This is a genomic window from Streptomyces sp. NPDC045956, from assembly GCF_056430705.1.
Genome location: NZ_JBWKKZ010000009.1, coordinates 273,482 through 290,662, shown reverse-complemented (window position 1 = coordinate 290,662; position 17,181 = coordinate 273,482). Strand labels below are relative to the sequence as shown.

Below are 17,181 nucleotides of genomic sequence, written 5' to 3'. Positions count from 1 at the left end.
ATCTCTCTCACAGCCCTACCCTCCTACCCGCCCCGCGGCTTCTCCGGTGCCCATACCGGAGCTGGCTCCGACTTGAAAACTGTACTGACATGTCAGTACAGTAAATGGAAACGAGGTAGACGGCCGGCAGGCCGCATACGAACGGAGCGCGACCATGACCAGTGTCAGCACCCGATCCGCCGACGTCGTTGTCGTCGGTGCCGGGCTCGCAGGGCTCACTGCAGCGGACCAGCTCTCCCGGGCCGGTCACGATGTCGTCGTCGTCGAGGGCCGTGACCGCGTCGGCGGACGGATCCACACGGTCGAGGTCGCGGGCGTCCCCGTCGACGCCGGCGCGACCTGGGTCGCACCGGGTCACACCGCGGTACGCGACCTTGCACGCCGATTCGACTGCGAGTTCGTGGCCCAGTCCCAGCCGGGCAAGGGCGTCATGTCCTTCGGAGGCAAGCGCAAGATCGAGAGCGCCACATCCATGGCACCCTGGGCGATGCTCGACCTCACGCGGATCATGGGGGTCCTGCAGAAAATGGTCGACGGCCTCCCCGTCTCGTCTCCCTGGGAGCACCGCCACGCCGCGCACTTCGACTCGATGTCGCTCGGCGAGTGGCTGACCTTGAAGCACGCCCTCAAGGACACCCGGAAGTTCATGAACATGTTCAGCCTCGTGCACTGGGGTGCACCCGTAGGCGAGGTCTCACTGTTCAACGTGATGCGGTACATCAAGAACCTGGGCGGCATCGAGCACATGCTCGCCGTCGAGGGCGGCGACCAGCAGGACCGGTTGCTGGGAACGATGCACACGCTGGTCAGCAGGCTCGCCGGCACGCTGGAGGACTGCTTGCTCGTCGCCTCCCCGGTGGAGCGCATCACCACGGCCGGAGAACGCGTCACGGTCGAAACCAGCAAGCACGCCATCGATGCCCGGTACGTCATCGTGACGGCATCGCCGACACACCGATCGACCATCGAGTTCACGCCCGCACTCCCGGAGCGTCACTACGGGCTCTCGCGCAGCTGGCGACTCGGAGCACTCAGCAAGGCTTTCGTCGCCTATGACCGCCCCTTCTGGCGGGACGAGGGTCTCTCGGGAGAAGGAATGTCCGACGACGAGACCGCCTTCCTCACTTTCGACGTCAGCCCGGCCGCCGATGGCCCCGGCATCCTCATGGTCTTCTGTGACGCGCGCGGGTTCGACGCATACGACGAGGCCGAGCGCCGCCGCCGCGTCATGCGGCACCTCATCCACCTGTACGGGGCGCCCGCGCGCCAGGCCATCGACTACACCGACTTCTCCTGGGGCAACGACAGCTTCGCACCCGGAGGGCCGAACCCGGCGGTCGGGCCGAAGACGTGGACCACCTTCGGACCGTTCCTGCGCGAGCCGGTCGGACGCGTCCACTGGGCCGGCACCGAAACAGCCGACGAGACCTCCGGCACCATGAACGGCGCCATCCTCTCGGGCCAGCGCGCAGCCACCGAAGTGGCAGCACGCCTCGACTCCGGTCAGTGACCCTACCTGCCCCCGCTGTCCTCGCCCCCGGACCGTCGGCGCCGGCCTCCGGTCCAACAAGCCACCGCTCCCGATAGTTCGGCAGAACGGGCCACGAGCAGACAGGGGGCCGGAGCCGATCCGTCCCGGACGGTCGTCCTCGTCCTACCCGCCCAGAGCCCTCGACGTGCGCGCCCTGAGCGGCGACTTCTTCTCCCGCACGCGGACCGTCGCTGTCCGACTCCGCCGGAACCGACGTCCGCGGCCCGCTTCTCCACCGCGCCCACACTCAGGACCTCGACGCCGCACCCACCGTCCCCGTGCTCCCCCGGCAGCCCCATGCCGTAACGACCTCCCAGTCACGGAACCGCACCGAAGAGGAGACACCCGTTGAACAAACCCGCACCCCGAGCCCTGATCGTCGGCATGGGCATCGGCGGCCTCGCCACGGCGATGCGCCTGCACGACATCGGCTGGGATCCCGTGATCGTCGAGCGAGCCTCCGAGCGCCGCGCCGCCGGCTACTTCATCGGCCTCTTCGAAACCGGCCGCGCCACCGCGAAGCGCATGGGCATCCTCGACGCCATCGGCAACCGCACCGACCCCACCACCATCACCTATGACGTGGAGCGGGACGGACGCCGCCGTCCCGGCATGGGGTACGGCGACCTCCCCGGCGGACCACGCCTGATCCTGCGCGGCGACATCGAGACCGCCCTCCACGACGCGGTCGCCCTCCGTACCGAGATCCGCTACGGCACCACACCGACCGCCCTCGACGAACACCCCGCGGGAGTCGACGTCACCCTGCGCACCACCACCGGCGAGGACATCGCGGAGACCACTGAGCACTTCGACCTCGTCATCGGCGCCGACGGCGTGCGCTCCACCGTCCGCCGCCTCGCGTTCGGCCCCGACAGCCGCTTCATGCGCCCGCTGCACCACATCGTCGCCGCCACCACCATGAAGGAGCCCGTTCCCGGCTACCGGCCCCAGGACGGCGTCGTCCTCGCCGAACCGGGGCGCTCGGTGTGGACCTTCCCCTTCACCGACCACCAGCCCGGTCTGCTGTTCAACTACCGCACCGACGACGAAGACGCCCAGTTCCGCCGTCCGCCCATCGAGTCGCTGCGCGCCGCCTTCGGGCCAGAGCCCGTCGGTCCCGTCCTCGGTCATCTGCTCCGGCAGTTCGAGCAGGCCGACGACTACATCTTCGACTCCGCCCACCAGATCGAGATGGACACCTGGCACACCGACCGGGTCGTCCTGCTCGGTGACGCCGCCTGGTGCCTGACCCTCTACTCCGGCATGGGCGCCTCCACCGCGATGGCTGGCGCCGACCTGCTGGGCACCCTGCTCCAGCGCAATCCCGGCAACACGCTCCGGGCCCTGCGCGAATGGGACCAGAAGCTGCGCCCCTTCATGGCGCTCCAACAGAAGTTCGCACGCACCGAGGGCCTGCCGACATTCGTCCCCCAGACCCGCAAGGACAAGATCGTGCGCACCGCCATGCAGAAGGTGCTGACCAACCGGGTCGGCAAGAAAGTCATGACGGCCATGATGGACAAGGCGTTCAAGGAGATGTCCATCGATATCGCCGCTGTCTGACAGCCCCCACCACGAAGTTCGTTTTCACGTGTGCCCCACTGGGGGCACACCTCCATTCCGATGAAGGTCTCGGTTCCGACAGGTTGGGCTGCATGAACGCGGAGAATGACAAGCAGAACAAGGTCGCCGTGACGGTGACCGCTGATTCCGTTGCGGGGGACGAGCGGGCGGCGGCGCGGAGACTGGGCTCGCGGGCCCCTGAGTTCATCCGGAAGTCACGCTTGCTCCGCACGGGCTGGCAGGTCGGAATCTTCGTCGTCGGTCTCGCCGTGGTCGGGGCCGGCGTCGCGATGCTGGTACTGCCCGGCCCGGGCTGGCTGGTGATCTTCGGAGGCATGGCCATCTGGGCGACCGAATTCACCTGGGCACAGATCGTCCTGCGCTGGACCCGACGCAAGGTCACCGAAGCCGCCCAGCGCGCACTCGACCCCAAGGTACGGCGGCGCAATATCATTCTCACCACGACGGGGCTCGTGATCATTACGGCGCTGGCAGGAATATACCTCTGGAAGTTCGGCATAGTCGTACCGTGGAAAATCAAGCAGTGATTCAGCAATGGTCCTGCGATGCAACTGCCAAAGGACAGAGTATGTCGCCCGGATCTGCTGCAGGGGAATTGCCTGGATCACCACGTGAGACCACGTCTCAGGAGAGGTGATCGACCGGGAGCAGGACCACTCCGTCCTCGTCCGCATGCAGGATGTCACCCACGCCGAACGACACACCGCCGAAGGTGACGGGCACGTCCACCTCTCCTCGCCCAGCCTTGCCCGCTCGCCGCGGATTGGTCCCCAGTGCCTGCACACCGAGCCGTGTCGCGGAGAGTGAGGCGCTGTCGCGGACAGCGCCGTGCACGATGACACCCGCCCATCCGTTGTCGCGGGCCCTGGTGGCCATCCGGTCACCGAAGAGCGTGGTGGCGAGGGACCCTCCGCCGTCCACGACCACGACGGCCCCACCCCCGGGCATGTGCAGCAGCTCGTGCAGCAAGGCGTTGTCCTCACGGCACGAAACGGTCCGCACCGGACCCGCGAAGGAGCGCACGGCCCCGTAGCCGGTGAACTGCAGGGAACAGACACGGAGCCGGTCGCCGTACTGGTCGGCGAGGTCGGCGGTGGGGACGGGAGTCGTGTGCATCGTCGGAAGCGCTGCCTCTCATCGAGTGAACTCGGGCTGGAGAGCCGGATCGACACCCCGACCGACACTTTGCATCAATAGACGTCCCAATACAATGCTGGTGCGAGATGAGCCCTCCATCACCGCGTACGCCGGGACCCAGCCCATAGGATGGAGCGTCCGACGTCCCCGTTCGAAGAGCGCAGCCTGATGCCGCGGCCGAATCTGACCACCTCCACCGCCACCCGCCTGGTGGACCTCCTGCGCCGCAGCGGCCTGGAAGAGGGTGCGCACGTCACCGAGCAGTGGGCGGCGGACGAGCTGGACGTCTCCCGCACACCTGCGCGCAAGGCGATGGCCTTCCTCGCCGAGGTGGGCATCCTCAGGCGTGAGCGGAACCGGGGTTACTTCCTGAACCGCGCCGCTGCCAGCCTGACCGGAACGGACCTGGCGGGGGCTGCCGATCTGGAGGAGGAGGCGTACTTCCGGGTCGCCGACGACTACATCGGGGGTCGTTTCACCGGGGCGTTCACCGCGGCCGACATCGGTCGCGGCTACGGCCTGACGCCACGCCAGGCCGACCGGGTGCTGGCGCGCATGGAGTCCGAGGACCTGGTGCGCCGCAAGGCCGGCGGGCGCGGCTGGGAGTTCCAGCAGGTGCTCTCGACGGTCGAGGCGCACGACCAGAGCTACCGGTTCCGCATGGTCATCGAGCCGAACGCCCTGCTGGAGCCCGGCTTCAGGGTCGACCCACAGGCCGCGGCCCTGCACCGCGGGCAGCAGGAGTCCTTGTTGCGCGGGGACATCCTGCTGCTCCCGCGGGCCGAGTTGTTCCGCGTCAACGCCTCGTTCCACGAGATGCTCGTGGGCTTCTCGGGCAACCAGTTCCTCCTGGACGCCGCCCGCCGTCAGCACCGGCTGCGCCGCCTCATCGAGTACCGCCACCAGGTCGACCGCTCCCGTCTGGCCGGCCAGGCCCGCGAGCACCTGCACCTGCTCGACCTGGTCGAGGACGGGAAGCTGGAGGAGGCGGCCGCCTACCTGCGCCACCATCTGGACAAGGTCCGCATCATCAAGACGCAGGGCTGACCACCCCGCGACCGAGGACCTGCCTCCCTCGCCGCAGCCGGTGAAGTTTCCGCGTTCCAGTGGTTGTATCAATCAGCGGCTTGAGACAATATGGGCCGCGCCCGGAGCCATGCGCCCGTCGGCTCCTCCGGAACGACAGCAGGGACTATGCGTACAGACCCCACCGCCACCGCCGTGCTGACCGTCGACGGCCACTCGTACCGGTACCAGCCACTGGCCGGGCTGCTGCCTGCCGGGCGGCTCGCCGAGGTGCCGTACTCGGTCCGGGTGCTGCTCGAGAACGTCGCCCGCCGCTCCCCCGCCGCTCTCGACGACGTACTCGCCCGCGCCCGCTCGGGCCGCGGCGACTGCGAACTGCCGGTGTACCCGAACCGGATCATGCTGCACGACACCACGTGTCTGCCCGCCCTCGCCGACTTCGCCGCCCTGCGCGACAGCGTCGCCGAACTCGGCGGCGACCCGGAACGACTCCAGCCGGCCGTCCCGGTGGACCTGACCGTCGATCACTCGGTCATCGTCGAGGAGTACGGGCTGTCCGACGCCGTCGAGCGCAATCTGGCGATCGACTTCCGCCGCAACGGCGAGCGCTACGCGTTCGTGAAATGGGCCGAGCGCAGTCTGCGCGGCTTCCGGGTCGTACCGCCCGGCACAGGCATCATCCACCAGGTCAACATGGAGGTGCTGGCCCGCCTGGTCTGGCGCGAGGAGGCGTCTGAGGGCGGCCTGCCGTGGCTGCACCCGGACGTGCTGGTCGCCACCGACAGCCACACTCCGATGATCAACGCTCTGGGCGTCGTCGGCTGGGGCGTGGGGGGCCTGGAGGGACAGGCCGCCATGCTGGGCGAGCCCGTCACCATTCCCTACCCGCGGGTGGTGGGCGTGCGCCTGACGGGGCGGCTGCGGTCCGGCGTCGGCGCCACCGATCTCGCCCTCACCCTGACCGAGCTGCTGCGCGCCCGGGGCGTAGTGGACCGGTTCGTGGAGTTCTGCGGCCCCGGCGCGGCCACTCTGGGGTGGGCGGAGCGGGCCGCCGTCTCCAACATGGCACCCGAGTACGGGGCGACCTGCGTCTACTTCCCCTATGACGACGAGACCGCCGCCTACCTGAAGCTGACCGGCCGCGACGAGGCACACGTACGACTGGTCGACGCGTACCTCACCGCGCAGGGCCTCAAGCGCACCGCCGACCGGCCCGAACCGCACTACGACGACGTCATCGACCTCGACCTCGCCACGGTGGAGCCGAGCCTGGCCGGCCCCGATCTGCCCCACCAGCGGCTTCCGCTGTCACGAGTGCCCGGCTCCTTCCGCACTACCGCCGGACGGCCCGCGGACACCGCCCACTTCGGAGCGCCGCTGCCCGAGGGACCGGTCGCCATCGCCGCCATCACCAGCTGCACCAACACCGCCAATCCGTCCCTGATCGTGCAGGCAGCCCTTCTCGCCGAGCGGGCCCGGCAGTCCGGACTCAGAGCACGGCCCTGGGTGAAGACCTCCCTTTCCCCAGGTTCACGGGTCGTCGAGGACTACCTGCGCGCGGCCGGGCTCCTGGACCCGCTCGCGGAGACCGGCTTCCACATCGTCGGCTTCGGCTGCATGACCTGCATCGGCAACTCGGGCCCCCTCCACCCCGAGCTGGAGCGGCTCACCGCCGAGGCCCGCGTCGACCCGGTGGCCGTCCTGTCCGGCAACCGCAACTTCGCCGGCCGCGTCAACCCGCGCATCGCCCAGTCCTACCTCGCCTCACCCGCGCTGGTCGTCGCCTACGCGCTGGCCGGCTCGATCCTGCACGACTTCGCGCGCGAACCGCTCGGTACCGGCACCGACGGCAACCCGGTGTTGCTCAAGGACCTGTGGCCCACCGACGAAGAGGTCGCCGCTCGCGTCACCGCCTCCGTACGGCCCGAGATGTTCCGGGCCAACGCCGCCCGGCTGCGCGAGGGCACCCGGGCGTGGCACGAGATCGAGGCCGCGGACGGCGTGCGCTTCTCCTGGGATCCGGACTCCACTTACATCCGTCGCCCCCCGCACCTCACGGGTCTGCCCGCCTCACCGCCCGACCGGCTGCGCGTCGAACGGGCCCGGGTGCTGATGGTGCTGGGCGACGACGTCACCACGGACCACATCTCCCCGGCCGGTGCCATCCCGGCGCGCAGTGCCGCCGGACGATGGCTGGCCGACCGCGGGGTCGCGCGGCGCGACCTCAACCAGTACTCGACGCGCCGCAGCAACCACGAGGTCATGCTGCGGGGGGCGTTCACCAACGCCGCAGTCCGCAACCGGCTCCTCCCGTCGGCGAGCAACCTCACGGGCGGCCACGCGTACACCGCGGACCGTTCGGCCGTCCTGCCCGTCCACGAGGCGGCGCCGACCTACCGCGCCGCGGGCCACGACCTGGTCGTCGTCGCAGGGCGCAACTACGGTGCCGGGTCCAGCCGCGACTGGGCCGCCAAGGCCCAGGCACTGCTGGGGGTGCGGGTGGTGATCGCCGAGTCCTACGAACGCATCCACCGCAACAACCTGATCGGCATGGGTGTACTGCCCCTGGAGTTCCAGGACGGCGACCGTGCGTCGGCCCACGACTTCACCGGAGAAGAGGACCTCGCCTTCCACGGCCTCGCCGAGCTGTGCGTCGGCACCAATCCCGTCTCACTGTCCCTCACCCGCCCCGACGGCTCACGCAGCACGCTCCGCCTCCGTCTGCGCCTCCACTCGCGCCAGGAACTCGCCTACCTCCGGCACGGCGGAATCCTGCCGTACGTGGTGCGGCGCGCCATCGCGGCACCGTGACCGAACCGCCTCCCCGCCCACCCCTCCGCTCCGTCGGCGCCCCGGCCCCGCCGACCTCTCGAAGCAGCTGACAGCGCCGTCGTGCCCCCTACGAGAAGAGCCGCCATGTCCTCCAGCCCTCCGCCACCCGCACCGTGCCCAGCCCTCCGGCCCTCCCGCCGCCGACTCCTGCGGGGCGCCGCGGCCGTCGGCACACTCGCCGCCTTCGGCGGCACGCTCTCCGCCTGTACCCCCGACGAGGCGAACGCCGCCTCGCCGACCGCCCCCGCGTACTACCCCGCCACCTACGACACCCTCATCGAAGCCTCACGGCGGGAGCGGAAGCTCCTGATCTACTCGAACACCTCGCAGACGAACTGGCAGCCCGTCTTCGACGCCTTCACCCGGCGCTACCCCTGGCTGTCCGACATTCGCGCGACCAACCTCGGAGGCTCCGCCGTCTACGAGCGGTACTACAGCGAATCCGCCGCCGGCACGTCCCCCGCCGACGTGCTGGCCAACAACGCCGGTCCGCTGTGGGGCGACTACGCAACGCGAGACGTCGCCGCCGACTACCGCTCACCGGAGAAAGACCACTTGCCCGACTGGGCCGAGCTGCTGCCCGGCGTATGGACCATGTCGACGGACCCGGTCGCTCTCATCTACAACCGCAAGACCCTCTCCCCCGACCAGTTCCCCGACGGCCTGCGGTCGCTGGCGGCGATCGTCGAGGCACGGCCCTCCCGCTTCCGCGGCAAGATCGGTGTCTACGACCCGACCAACGCCTACGGCTACGCCAGCAACCAGGGCTACACCTCGAACGTCGCGGGCGGCTGGGACACCTTCCGGCGCCTGCTGCCGTTGGCCCACGCCGACCACTCCTCCGGCACGCTGGTGGAGAAGGTCGTCTCCGGCGAGTACGACTTCTCCATCAATCTCAGCGGCGGCGTCGCCATCCCGGCCGCCGAGCACAGCGGGGGCCTGCTGGGCTGGAGCTACTACGCCGAGGGCACCGTCGTCATGCCGCGCGCGCTGTCGATCGTGAAGACCGCCCCGCACCCCAACGCGGCCCGCCTCTTCCTCGACTTCCTGCTCTCCGCCGAAGGGCAGGCGGCGGTCGCCGAGGGCGGCCTGGTGCCCTACCGGCCGGACGTGCGCCAGGACGCCATGGACAGCCTCCAGGACATGCGGCGCAGGCTCGGCGCGGAGCGCGTCCACCTCTACCGGCCCGTGCGGGTGCCGGAGCGCGTGCAGGAGGCGTACGTCGCGCGCTGGCAGAAGGCAGCCGGCTGAGCCGCCCCCGCCCAATGCCTCTGCCCCCACCCCATTCGTTCGTACGGAGTCGCCATGGCCATCCAGACACCCCCGGCGCCACCAGCCCAGTCCCGCGCCCCACGCGCGGGCGAGCTCGGCACGCCCCGGTACCGGCGCCTGTTCGGCGCCGGACGTGAGGTCACCATCCACTGGCTGACGTTCCTCGTCACCGCCGTGCTCGTCCTCGCCCCCGTCGTACCGATCCTCTACCAGTCGGTCCGCAACCAGCCCCTGTATGCCGCAGGCGGCGCCTTCACCCTCTCGAACTACACCCACCTGTTCACCCAGGCGGGCTTCGGTTCGATCATCCTCGACACCCTCCTCTTCGCCGTCCTGACGACCGTGTTCGCGCTCGCCATCGCGGTGCCCATGGCGATCCTGCTGGAACGCACCCGCTTCCCCGCCGCCCGCCTGTTCGGCCAGGTGCTGCGCTGGCCCATCTACATCTCCCCGCTCGTCCTGGCCTTCGGCTGGATCGTCGTCTACGGCCCGGCCGGCTTCCTGACCAGCGCAGTGCGCGAGAGCTTCGGCTGGGTGCCCTGGAACCTGTACTCACTGCCCGGCATGGCCTTCGTCGAGGCCGTCGCCCAGGTCCCCATCGCCTACCTGTTCTGCGCCAATGCCCTGGCCGCCTCCGACACCTCGCTGGAGAACGCGGCCCGCAGCGTCGGCGCGGGACCTCTGCGCGTCCTGCGCTCGGTCGTGGTGCCGATGCTGCGTCCACCGATGCTCTACGCGGGTCTGCTGATCTTCGGCACGTCGATCGAGACACTGTCCATCCCGCTCATCCTGGGCGAGCCCGCCGGCATCACCCTCTTCTCCAACTTCCTCTACGAGCAGGGCATCGACTCGATCAACCCGGACTACGGCCTGCTGGGCGCGGCGTCCACCTTCATGCTGCTCACCACGATCGCCCTGGTCGTGCTCCAGACGCGACTGCTCAAGCACGCCCAGCGGTTCGTGTCGGTGCGCGGCAAGGCGACCCGTTCCGACCTGCTCGACATCGGTGCCTGGAAGTGGCTGGGCTTCGCCTTCGTCGGCCTGTACGTCGTCTTCGGTGCACTGCTGCCGATGCTCGCGCTGGTCCTGCGCGCGTTCACGTCGCTCCTCACCCCGCTGGTGAACCCGTTCGACCTGCTCACCCTGGACAACTTCCGTCTGATCTTCGACTACGCGCCGTACACCGAATCGATCGTCAACAGCATCACCGTGGCCTTCGTCGGGGCGGTGGCCGTGACCCTGTTCGGCACCGTGGTCGTCCTCGTGGCACGCCGCTCCGACTTCCGCTTCGCCCGTCTCCTGGAGACGACAGCGCAGTCACCGCACGCGGTCCCGGGTCTGATCGTCGGCATCGGCCTGTTCTGGGCCTTCACCTGGGTACCCGGCGGCGACCTGCTCCGCGGCACGCTCTTCGCGCTGATCATCGCCTTCGGCATCCGGGCACTCCCGTCGGCGTACGGCGCGATCTCACCGGCGACCATGCAACTCGGCGCCGAACTCGACAACGCCGCACGCGTCGCCGGCGCCGACTGGTGGCGCACGGTCTCCCGCATCATGCTCCGTCTCCTGGTGCCCGCGATGCTCGCCTCGTTCCTGCTCATCTGGACCCAGATGATCCGCGAGTACGCCCCCGCCATGTTCCTCGCCGGAGCCGAGTCACAGGTCATCGGCACCACCGCCATCGACCTGTGGACCCAGGGTGAGACCGGCTCCGTCGCCGCCCTGGCCACCCTCCAGATCGCCGTCACCGCCGTCGTCGCCGGCCTCGCCGGTCTCCTCCTGAAGGGGAAGAAGCATGCCTGAGCTGGTCGTCGAGAACATCAAGAAGTCCTTCCACGGCACCACCGTCCTGGAGGACATCGACTTCACCGTTGCCGACGGGGAGTTCTTCACCCTGCTCGGCCCGTCCGGCTGCGGCAAGTCCACCACGCTGTCGTGCGTCGCGGGCCTGGAGACCCCCGACTCGGGCACCATCCGCGTCGGCGACCAGGTCTTCTTCGACGGCATCCCACGCCACACCGTCCCCCCGGAGGGCCGCAACCTCGGTCTGGTCTTCCAGTCGTACGCGCTCTGGCCGCACATGACCATCGCCGACAACCTCGCACTGCCGCTCAAGCTCCGCAGGGTCCCCAGGGACGAGCAGCGCCGCCTCATCGACGACGCACTCACCAAGGTCGACATGGTCCACCTGCGCGACCGCTATCCGCACCAGCTCTCCGGCGGCCAGCAGCAGCGCGTCGCCCTCGCCCGCGGCATCGTCTACTCCCCCGGCGTCCTGCTCCTGGACGAACCGCTTTCCAATCTCGACGCGAAGATGCGCGACCAGGCCCGCGTCTGGCTCAAGGACCTCCAGCGCGAGGTCGGCATCACCACCGTCTACGTCACCCACGACCAGGTCGAGGCCATGTCCCTGTCCGACCGCATCGCCGTGTTCATGCACGGCCGCCTCCAGCAGGTCGGCACCCCCACCGAGATCTACGAGACTCCCGCCACTCCCGAGGTGGCCGGCTTCATCGGCCGCTGCAACCTGCTGGAGGGCCGCGTCGACTCCGCAGAGGAAGGAAGCGTCCAGGTCGAATTGGGCACGACGGGCCAACGCCTGAAGGTAACCGGCACCGGCTGCGCGGGGACGTCCGCCACCGTGGGCCTGCGCTCCGAACGCATCACGCTCACCGACCGCGTGGACGCCCCGCACGACGGTGGCGTGAACGTCCTGCGAGCGAGGATCGAGCAGTGCTCGTACACCGGTGCCCGTTTCGAGTATGAACTCAGCCTCGGCGACCTGCGCGTCCACGCCGAAAGCCCCGTCCAGCACACAGGCCGGGAGATCAACCTCCTCATCCGTCCCGACGACTGCCTGCTCTACCCGGAAACCGTCCGACTGTCGACCCAGTCGGTCTCCCCGAGCCATGCGTGGACGAACGCACGGATCTGAGTCGGGTCGGTCTCAGCCTGTCGCGGCGGCCCCGTCGTGCTCGGCGTCGACCCGTACGGTGACGCCTGTCTCCACGATGGTGCGCGTGGCGTCGACCGACCCGTAGATCCACAGGATGCGCATCGGCTCGGTGGCGGAGGCGTTGCGGAAACGGTGGGGCGTGCCCGCGGGGACGTAGGTGGTGTCGAAGCGGGTGAGGTGGTGCTCGGTGCCGTCGATCTCCACGAGGGCGTCGCCTTCGAGGATGGTGACGCTCTCGGGGCAGTTGTGGGTGTGCAGCGCGATGCCGGCGCCGCCGTCGAAGAGGGTCTGGCCGGTGAGGAAGACCTCGGCGCCGACCGCCTGGGTGACCAGCGGGACGGTGCGGGCGCCGCCGCCTCGGCTGAAGGAGGGCAGTTCGGCCGGGCGCAGGACCGCGGGCTCGAAGTGGCTGAAGCAGGGCGCGTCGGTGTCGTGGTGGTGCATGGTGTTTCCCCTGAGGTGCGCGGTGGTCCGGACCGGACTTCTCGATGCCCCCGAAGGGCCCCGAAGGGCAGGCGCGGGTCCGATGCGTCGCCGGTCTCGTGGTGATCGTCATGGTGGCGTCCGCCGTCGCCCTGCTCGTCAAGGGTGACGAACCATCGGGCCCCGGCACGAACCCGGTGGGCCGCACCGACATGGGGTGCGGCCCACCGGGCACTGGGCGCAGGGCACAGGGTGCGGCTCAGGTGACGCTGATGGCTCCGGTGATGACGGCGAAGAGGATGTAGGCGGCGGAGACGAGGACGCCCCAGCGCAGGGCGTGCCGCTGGAAGTCGCCAAGCTCGGCCTTGACCAGTCCGAGGAGGACCCACAGCGGGGCGCTGGTGGGGCCCATCATGTGCAGGATCTGGCCGATGGCGCCGGCCCGGGCGATCTCGTTGGCGGGGATGCCGTAGTGCGCGGCGGACTCCGCGAGCACGGGGACGACGCCGAACCAGTAGCCGTCGTTGGACATGAAGAAGCCGAGCGGCAGGGCGAGGATCGCGGTGAACAGCGGAATGATGTTGCCCCAGCCCTCGGGGACGATGGCGAGGGCCGCGTCGGCCATGGCCTTGATCATGCCGGAGTCGGTCATGATGCCGGTGAAGACGCCGGCGGCCAGGACGAGGATCATCACCGGCACGGCGTTGGCGGCCTGCCGCTTGATGAGTTCCTGCTGGTCCCCGATGGCTCGGATGTTGACGAGCAGGGCGATCACGAACGCCACCATGAACAGCACCAGGAGGTCGGCGACCTCGGCGATGAGGAGCACCATCAGCAGCAGGGTGAGCGCCGCGTTGAACCACATCCGCCAGTCCGCCTTGACCGGCTCGAACGCCTCGCCGGAGGCGATCTCCAGCTTGTAGGCGGCGAGCTTCTCGCCGTCGATCTTGTGGCGCTCGCGCAGACCGAGCCAGTAGGCGACGGCGATGATGGCCAGGCTGGTGAGGGCCATGGGGCCGATCATGTGGACGAAGTACTCGGTGGCGCTCAGGTGCAGGACGCTGATGCCTCGGGTGGCCGCGCCGCCCCAGGGGGTGGTGCCGGAGATGGTGCCCAGCGCCATGGCCGCCAGCGTCGCCAGGATGAGGGGGTTCATGCCCAGGCGCCGGTAGATGGGCAGGAACGCGGAACAGACGATCATGTAGCTGGTGGTGCCGTCGCCGTCGAGGGCAACCAGGAGGGAGAGCACGGCGGTGCCGACCACGATCCGGACCGGGTCGCCCTTGGAAGCCCGGACGATGGCCTGGACGATCGGCTCGAAGAGCTTGCACTCCATCATCAGGCCGAAGTAGAGGACGGCGAACAGCAGGAGCGCCGCGGTGGGCGCGACGGTGTCCAGGCCGTTCATGATCATATCGCCGAGCTTCGTGCCCTTGCCCGCGATGACGGCGGCGGCGATCGGGGTGAGCATGATGGCGGTGAACGCGGAGAGGTATTTCCGCATCACGAGCAGCATGAAGCTGCCCAGGGTGGCGAAGCCGAGGACGGCGAGCATCGTTGCTCCTTGGGGCAGGGCTGAGAGCCGCCGGTCGGACGGCGGCGCAGGACGGCGCGTGGGATCGGTGCGGGTCGGTTCAGGCGGCGACCGGAAGCGCACGCGATGTCTTGCTCGGCTCGTGCGTCGGATCGGTCACGGGGGCTGCGGGCTCCTGTACGGCGATTCGGCCGGCGCACGGCCGCGGCGGGCGATGGCCCGATGCGGTGGTGAGCAGTGCGCCTGGCATGGCTGGGACGACCGGGACACCCGGTCGCTCAAGGATGGCGGATTGGCTCGCCTACTTCCGGACAACCGGTTTACCGGATTGCCGGTAGGTAACTAGAATCCGGCCATCGCGTCAATACCGAAGTGAGGAAATCGATGGCCGAACTCGCCAGGATCACGGTCGAGCCGCGCGAGCCACTGGCCGCCGAGGTCTCCCGCCGCCTGATCGACTACCTGATGTCCGGCGAGGTCCAGCCCGGCGACCGCATCCCCTCCGAGCGGCAGCTCACCGAGATGCTGGGGGTGAACCGGCCCACGGTGCGTGAGGCGATCAAGTCGCTCGGATTCCTCGGCCTGCTGGAGATCCGGCAGTCCAGCGGGACGTACTTCCGCGGCACCGACTCCGACGTGCTCTACCGCCTCTTCGAGCTGGGCCTGGTCCTGGGCGAGCGGGGCGCCCGCGACATGGTGCAGGCCCGGGCGGAGCTGGAGGTGATCGTGGCGGGGCTGGCCGCGCAGGCGCGCGACGAGGCGGGCGTCGAGCTGCTGCGGGCCCGACTGACGGCGATGCGGGAGTGCCCGGACGACGAGTTCGCCGAGGCGGACACGGCCTTTCACGCCGCCCTCGGCGAGCTGGCCGGCAACACGGTGCTGCGCGACATGCTCAAGGGCATGCGGGCGATGATCCAGCGCGGCTGGGTCGAGCGTACGGGCGCCGTACGGTCCCGCGAGGTGGCCTATGCGGACCACGTGCCGATCTTCGAGGCGGTCGCGAAGGGTGACACCGAAGCCGCCCGCGCGGCGATGGCCCGGCACATGGAGGGCGCGTCCCGCCGCCTGATGAAGGCACTCGAACAGCGCGAGGCGTAGTGGGAAACCGCGAGCAGCCGGTCCCGGATGCCGGCGCTCGCGGGCTTCGCACCGATACAACCGGTTGACCGGTTGACCGGTTCGACCTACAGTGACGGCACGGCACCGCGACACCACGCCGCCGTCCCCCATCTCGGGCCCGCGCCCCCGCCGTCGGGAAACATGTCCCAGGTCGGCCGGAGGCAGGCCCGCGGTCGGGACCCTTGCCGGTCCCCGCCTACCGGAAGAGGTAAGAACCCCGGTGATCGAACCCCAGCCTCTGGTCGCCATGATCCACGCCGTGCCGCCCGCGCACCGCATCGCCGAAGAGGCGTTCGCGCAAGAGTTCCCGCAGGCCACGGTCTGGAACGTGCTGGACGACCGTCTCCTGGACGACGCCCGCGTGGCCGGCGAACTCACCGGCGCCCTGCGCCGGCGCATGCTCCGCCTGATCGGCCACGTGATGGACGGCGGCGCCCAGGCCCTGCTGCTGACCTGCTCCTCCTACGGAGAAGTCGTGGACACCGCCCGTACCCTGTGGAAGGCGCCCGTCCTGAAGTCCGACGAGGCGATGTTCAAGGCCGCCCTGGCCGGCCCGTACAGCCGTATCGCCGTCGTCGCCTCGACGCCGCCTGCCGTACCGGCGGCCGTCGCCCAGCTCGAAGCGCTCGTCCCGGCCGTACGCCCGGACCGGCCGGTCGACATCGTGACCGCCCTGAGCGAGGAAGCCGCCGGGGCCCACCCCGGGGAGGCCGCCCGATACCTGGCGGACGCCCTGCGCGCAGCCGGGGGCGCCGACGCCGACGTTGTGCTGCTGGCGCAGTACTCGCTCACCCCGGCCCGCGACGTCCTGGCCGACCTGTTGGGCGTGCCGGTGCTGGACGGCGCGGGCGCCGCCGCACGCGAACTGCGCGACCTGCTCGTTCCGGCAGGAGCACCGGCGGTCGCGTCATGAGTACGGGGCTGCCGTGGCCGCTGGCCTACACCGTCTCCGGTCACGACTGCTCCGCGCCGATGCCGCTCGGCTTCACCGCGCCGCCGGCCGAAGCAGTCCGCCGACTCGCCGAGCTGGGCTACGACGGGGTGGAGGTGCAGGTCCGCGAGACCGGCGCGCACGCCGCCGGGGAACTGACCCGCACGGTGGAGGCGGCCGGCCTGAAGGTGCTGGGTATCGGCACCGGCCCGGTCTGCGCACAGGACCGGCTGACGCTGACCGACCCGTCGCCCGACGTACGCCGTCACGCCCTGTTCCGCCTGCTGGGCGCGGCCCGTCTCGCCGGCGAGCTGGGTGTGCCGGTCACCCTCGGGCAGACCCGCGGCACCTTCCTGCCGGGGCTGGAGGACATGCAGCGCCTGTGGGCCGAGCGCGCCGTGCAGCAGCTGGCCGAGGAGGCGGCCAACCGCGGCAGCCGGCTCCTGCTGGAGCCCCAGTCGCGGGCCAACACCTCGCTGTGGCACACCCCCGGGGAAGCCCTCGCCTTCATCGACTCCCTTGACGCCCCGGCCGGACTGGTACTGGACACCCACCACCTCGATGCCGAAGGTGTCGACGTGGTCCGGGCGATCACCGAACACGCCGCCGTCACCGGCTGCCTGCAACTCGCCTCGCCCTCCACCCGAGGCCCGCTGACCATCGGTGATCCCCGCCTCCCTGCCCTGTTCAGCGCACTGCGCGAGGGCGGCTTCACCGGCTGGCTGACCCTGGAACACACCCAGGACGACGACAGCACCAAGGCCGCCGCCCGCTCCTGGACCGCGCTCACCGACGCCGCCTCGGCACTGTTCTGACCACTTCATGTTCTGAGA

14 protein-coding genes are annotated in these 17,181 nt (G+C 69.9%); 11 read left to right on the top strand and 3 right to left on the bottom strand.

Annotated elements, in window-relative coordinates:
- The first annotated feature begins 154 nt into the window (after positions 1 to 154).
- From AC07FV_RS24735 to AC07FV_RS24725, 3 genes are all read left to right on the top strand, one after another.
- Complete coding sequence (locus AC07FV_RS24735; RefSeq protein ID WP_479089429.1) at positions 155 to 1,510, top strand: flavin monoamine oxidase family protein; 1,356 nt, start codon at positions 155 to 157, stop codon at positions 1,508 to 1,510.
- Positions 1,511 to 1,879: 369 nt separating this feature from the next.
- Positions 1,880 to 3,097, top strand: coding sequence for an FAD-dependent monooxygenase (locus AC07FV_RS24730; RefSeq protein ID WP_479089428.1), 1,218 nt, complete (start codon positions 1,880 to 1,882; stop codon positions 3,095 to 3,097).
- 92 nt (positions 3,098 to 3,189) lie between these two features.
- Positions 3,190 to 3,645: a TIGR02611 family protein gene (locus AC07FV_RS24725; protein ID WP_479089427.1), complete on the top strand. Its 456-nt coding sequence runs from the start codon at positions 3,190 to 3,192 to the stop codon at positions 3,643 to 3,645.
- Positions 3,646 to 3,742: 97 nt separating this feature from the next.
- Here the strand turns inward: AC07FV_RS24725 and rraA are convergent, their stop codons facing one another.
- A complete protein-coding gene (gene rraA / locus AC07FV_RS24720) occupies positions 3,743 to 4,234 on the bottom strand; it encodes a ribonuclease E activity regulator RraA (protein ID WP_161325943.1) in 492 nt (163 codons plus the stop codon).
- 189 nt (positions 4,235 to 4,423) lie between these two features.
- Here rraA and AC07FV_RS24715 point away from each other — a divergent pair, with 189 nt between their 5' ends.
- From AC07FV_RS24715 to AC07FV_RS24695, 5 genes are all read left to right on the top strand, one after another.
- Positions 4,424 to 5,302, top strand: a complete 879-nt coding sequence (locus tag AC07FV_RS24715) for an FCD domain-containing protein (protein WP_469643446.1) — start codon at positions 4,424 to 4,426, stop codon at positions 5,300 to 5,302.
- A gap of 147 nt (positions 5,303 to 5,449) precedes the next feature.
- On the top strand, positions 5,450 to 8,092 hold the full coding sequence (gene acnA / locus AC07FV_RS24710) for an aconitate hydratase AcnA (protein WP_479089426.1): 2,643 nt from the start codon (positions 5,450 to 5,452) through the stop codon (positions 8,090 to 8,092).
- A 105-nt stretch (positions 8,093 to 8,197) separates the two neighbouring features.
- Positions 8,198 to 9,364, top strand: a complete 1,167-nt coding sequence (locus AC07FV_RS24705) for an ABC transporter substrate-binding protein (RefSeq protein ID WP_479089425.1) — start codon at positions 8,198 to 8,200, stop codon at positions 9,362 to 9,364.
- A 54-nt stretch (positions 9,365 to 9,418) separates the two neighbouring features.
- Positions 9,419 to 11,188, top strand: a complete 1,770-nt coding sequence (locus AC07FV_RS24700) for an ABC transporter permease (RefSeq protein WP_479089424.1) — start codon at positions 9,419 to 9,421, stop codon at positions 11,186 to 11,188.
- On the top strand, positions 11,181 to 12,320 hold the full coding sequence (locus AC07FV_RS24695) for an ABC transporter ATP-binding protein (protein ID WP_479089423.1): 1,140 nt from the start codon (positions 11,181 to 11,183) through the stop codon (positions 12,318 to 12,320). Before AC07FV_RS24700 ends, AC07FV_RS24695 begins: the two co-directional genes overlap by 8 nt.
- 12 nt (positions 12,321 to 12,332) lie before the next feature.
- Here AC07FV_RS24695 and AC07FV_RS24690 read toward each other — a convergent pair whose 3' ends face one another.
- On the bottom strand, positions 12,333 to 12,785 hold the full coding sequence (locus tag AC07FV_RS24690; RefSeq protein WP_479089422.1) for a cupin domain-containing protein: 453 nt from the start codon (positions 12,783 to 12,785) through the stop codon (positions 12,333 to 12,335).
- 238 nt (positions 12,786 to 13,023) lie between these two features.
- Positions 13,024 to 14,319: a CitMHS family transporter gene (locus AC07FV_RS24685; RefSeq protein ID WP_393505952.1), complete on the bottom strand. Its 1,296-nt coding sequence runs from the start codon at positions 14,317 to 14,319 to the stop codon at positions 13,024 to 13,026.
- Positions 14,320 to 14,682: 363 nt separating this feature from the next.
- On the opposite strand from AC07FV_RS24685, the gene AC07FV_RS24680 reads away from it, so the two are divergent.
- The 3 genes from AC07FV_RS24680 to AC07FV_RS24670 all read left to right on the top strand — a co-directional run bounded on the left by AC07FV_RS24680 (position 14,683) and on the right by AC07FV_RS24670 (position 17,163).
- Complete coding sequence (locus tag AC07FV_RS24680; RefSeq protein WP_161331508.1) at positions 14,683 to 15,396, top strand: FadR/GntR family transcriptional regulator; 714 nt, start codon at positions 14,683 to 14,685, stop codon at positions 15,394 to 15,396.
- Positions 15,397 to 15,637: 241 nt separating this feature from the next.
- The gene (locus AC07FV_RS24675; RefSeq protein WP_161331509.1) at positions 15,638 to 16,330 is read left to right on the top strand and encodes an aspartate/glutamate racemase family protein; all 693 of its coding nucleotides are present in this window, start codon (positions 15,638 to 15,640) and stop codon (positions 16,328 to 16,330) included.
- Entirely contained in the window at positions 16,327 to 17,163 is an 837-nt protein-coding gene (locus tag AC07FV_RS24670; protein WP_469643463.1) for a sugar phosphate isomerase/epimerase family protein, read from the top strand. The genes AC07FV_RS24675 and AC07FV_RS24670 overlap by 4 nt, the downstream gene beginning before the upstream one ends.
- Positions 17,164 to 17,181 lie beyond the last annotated feature (18 nt).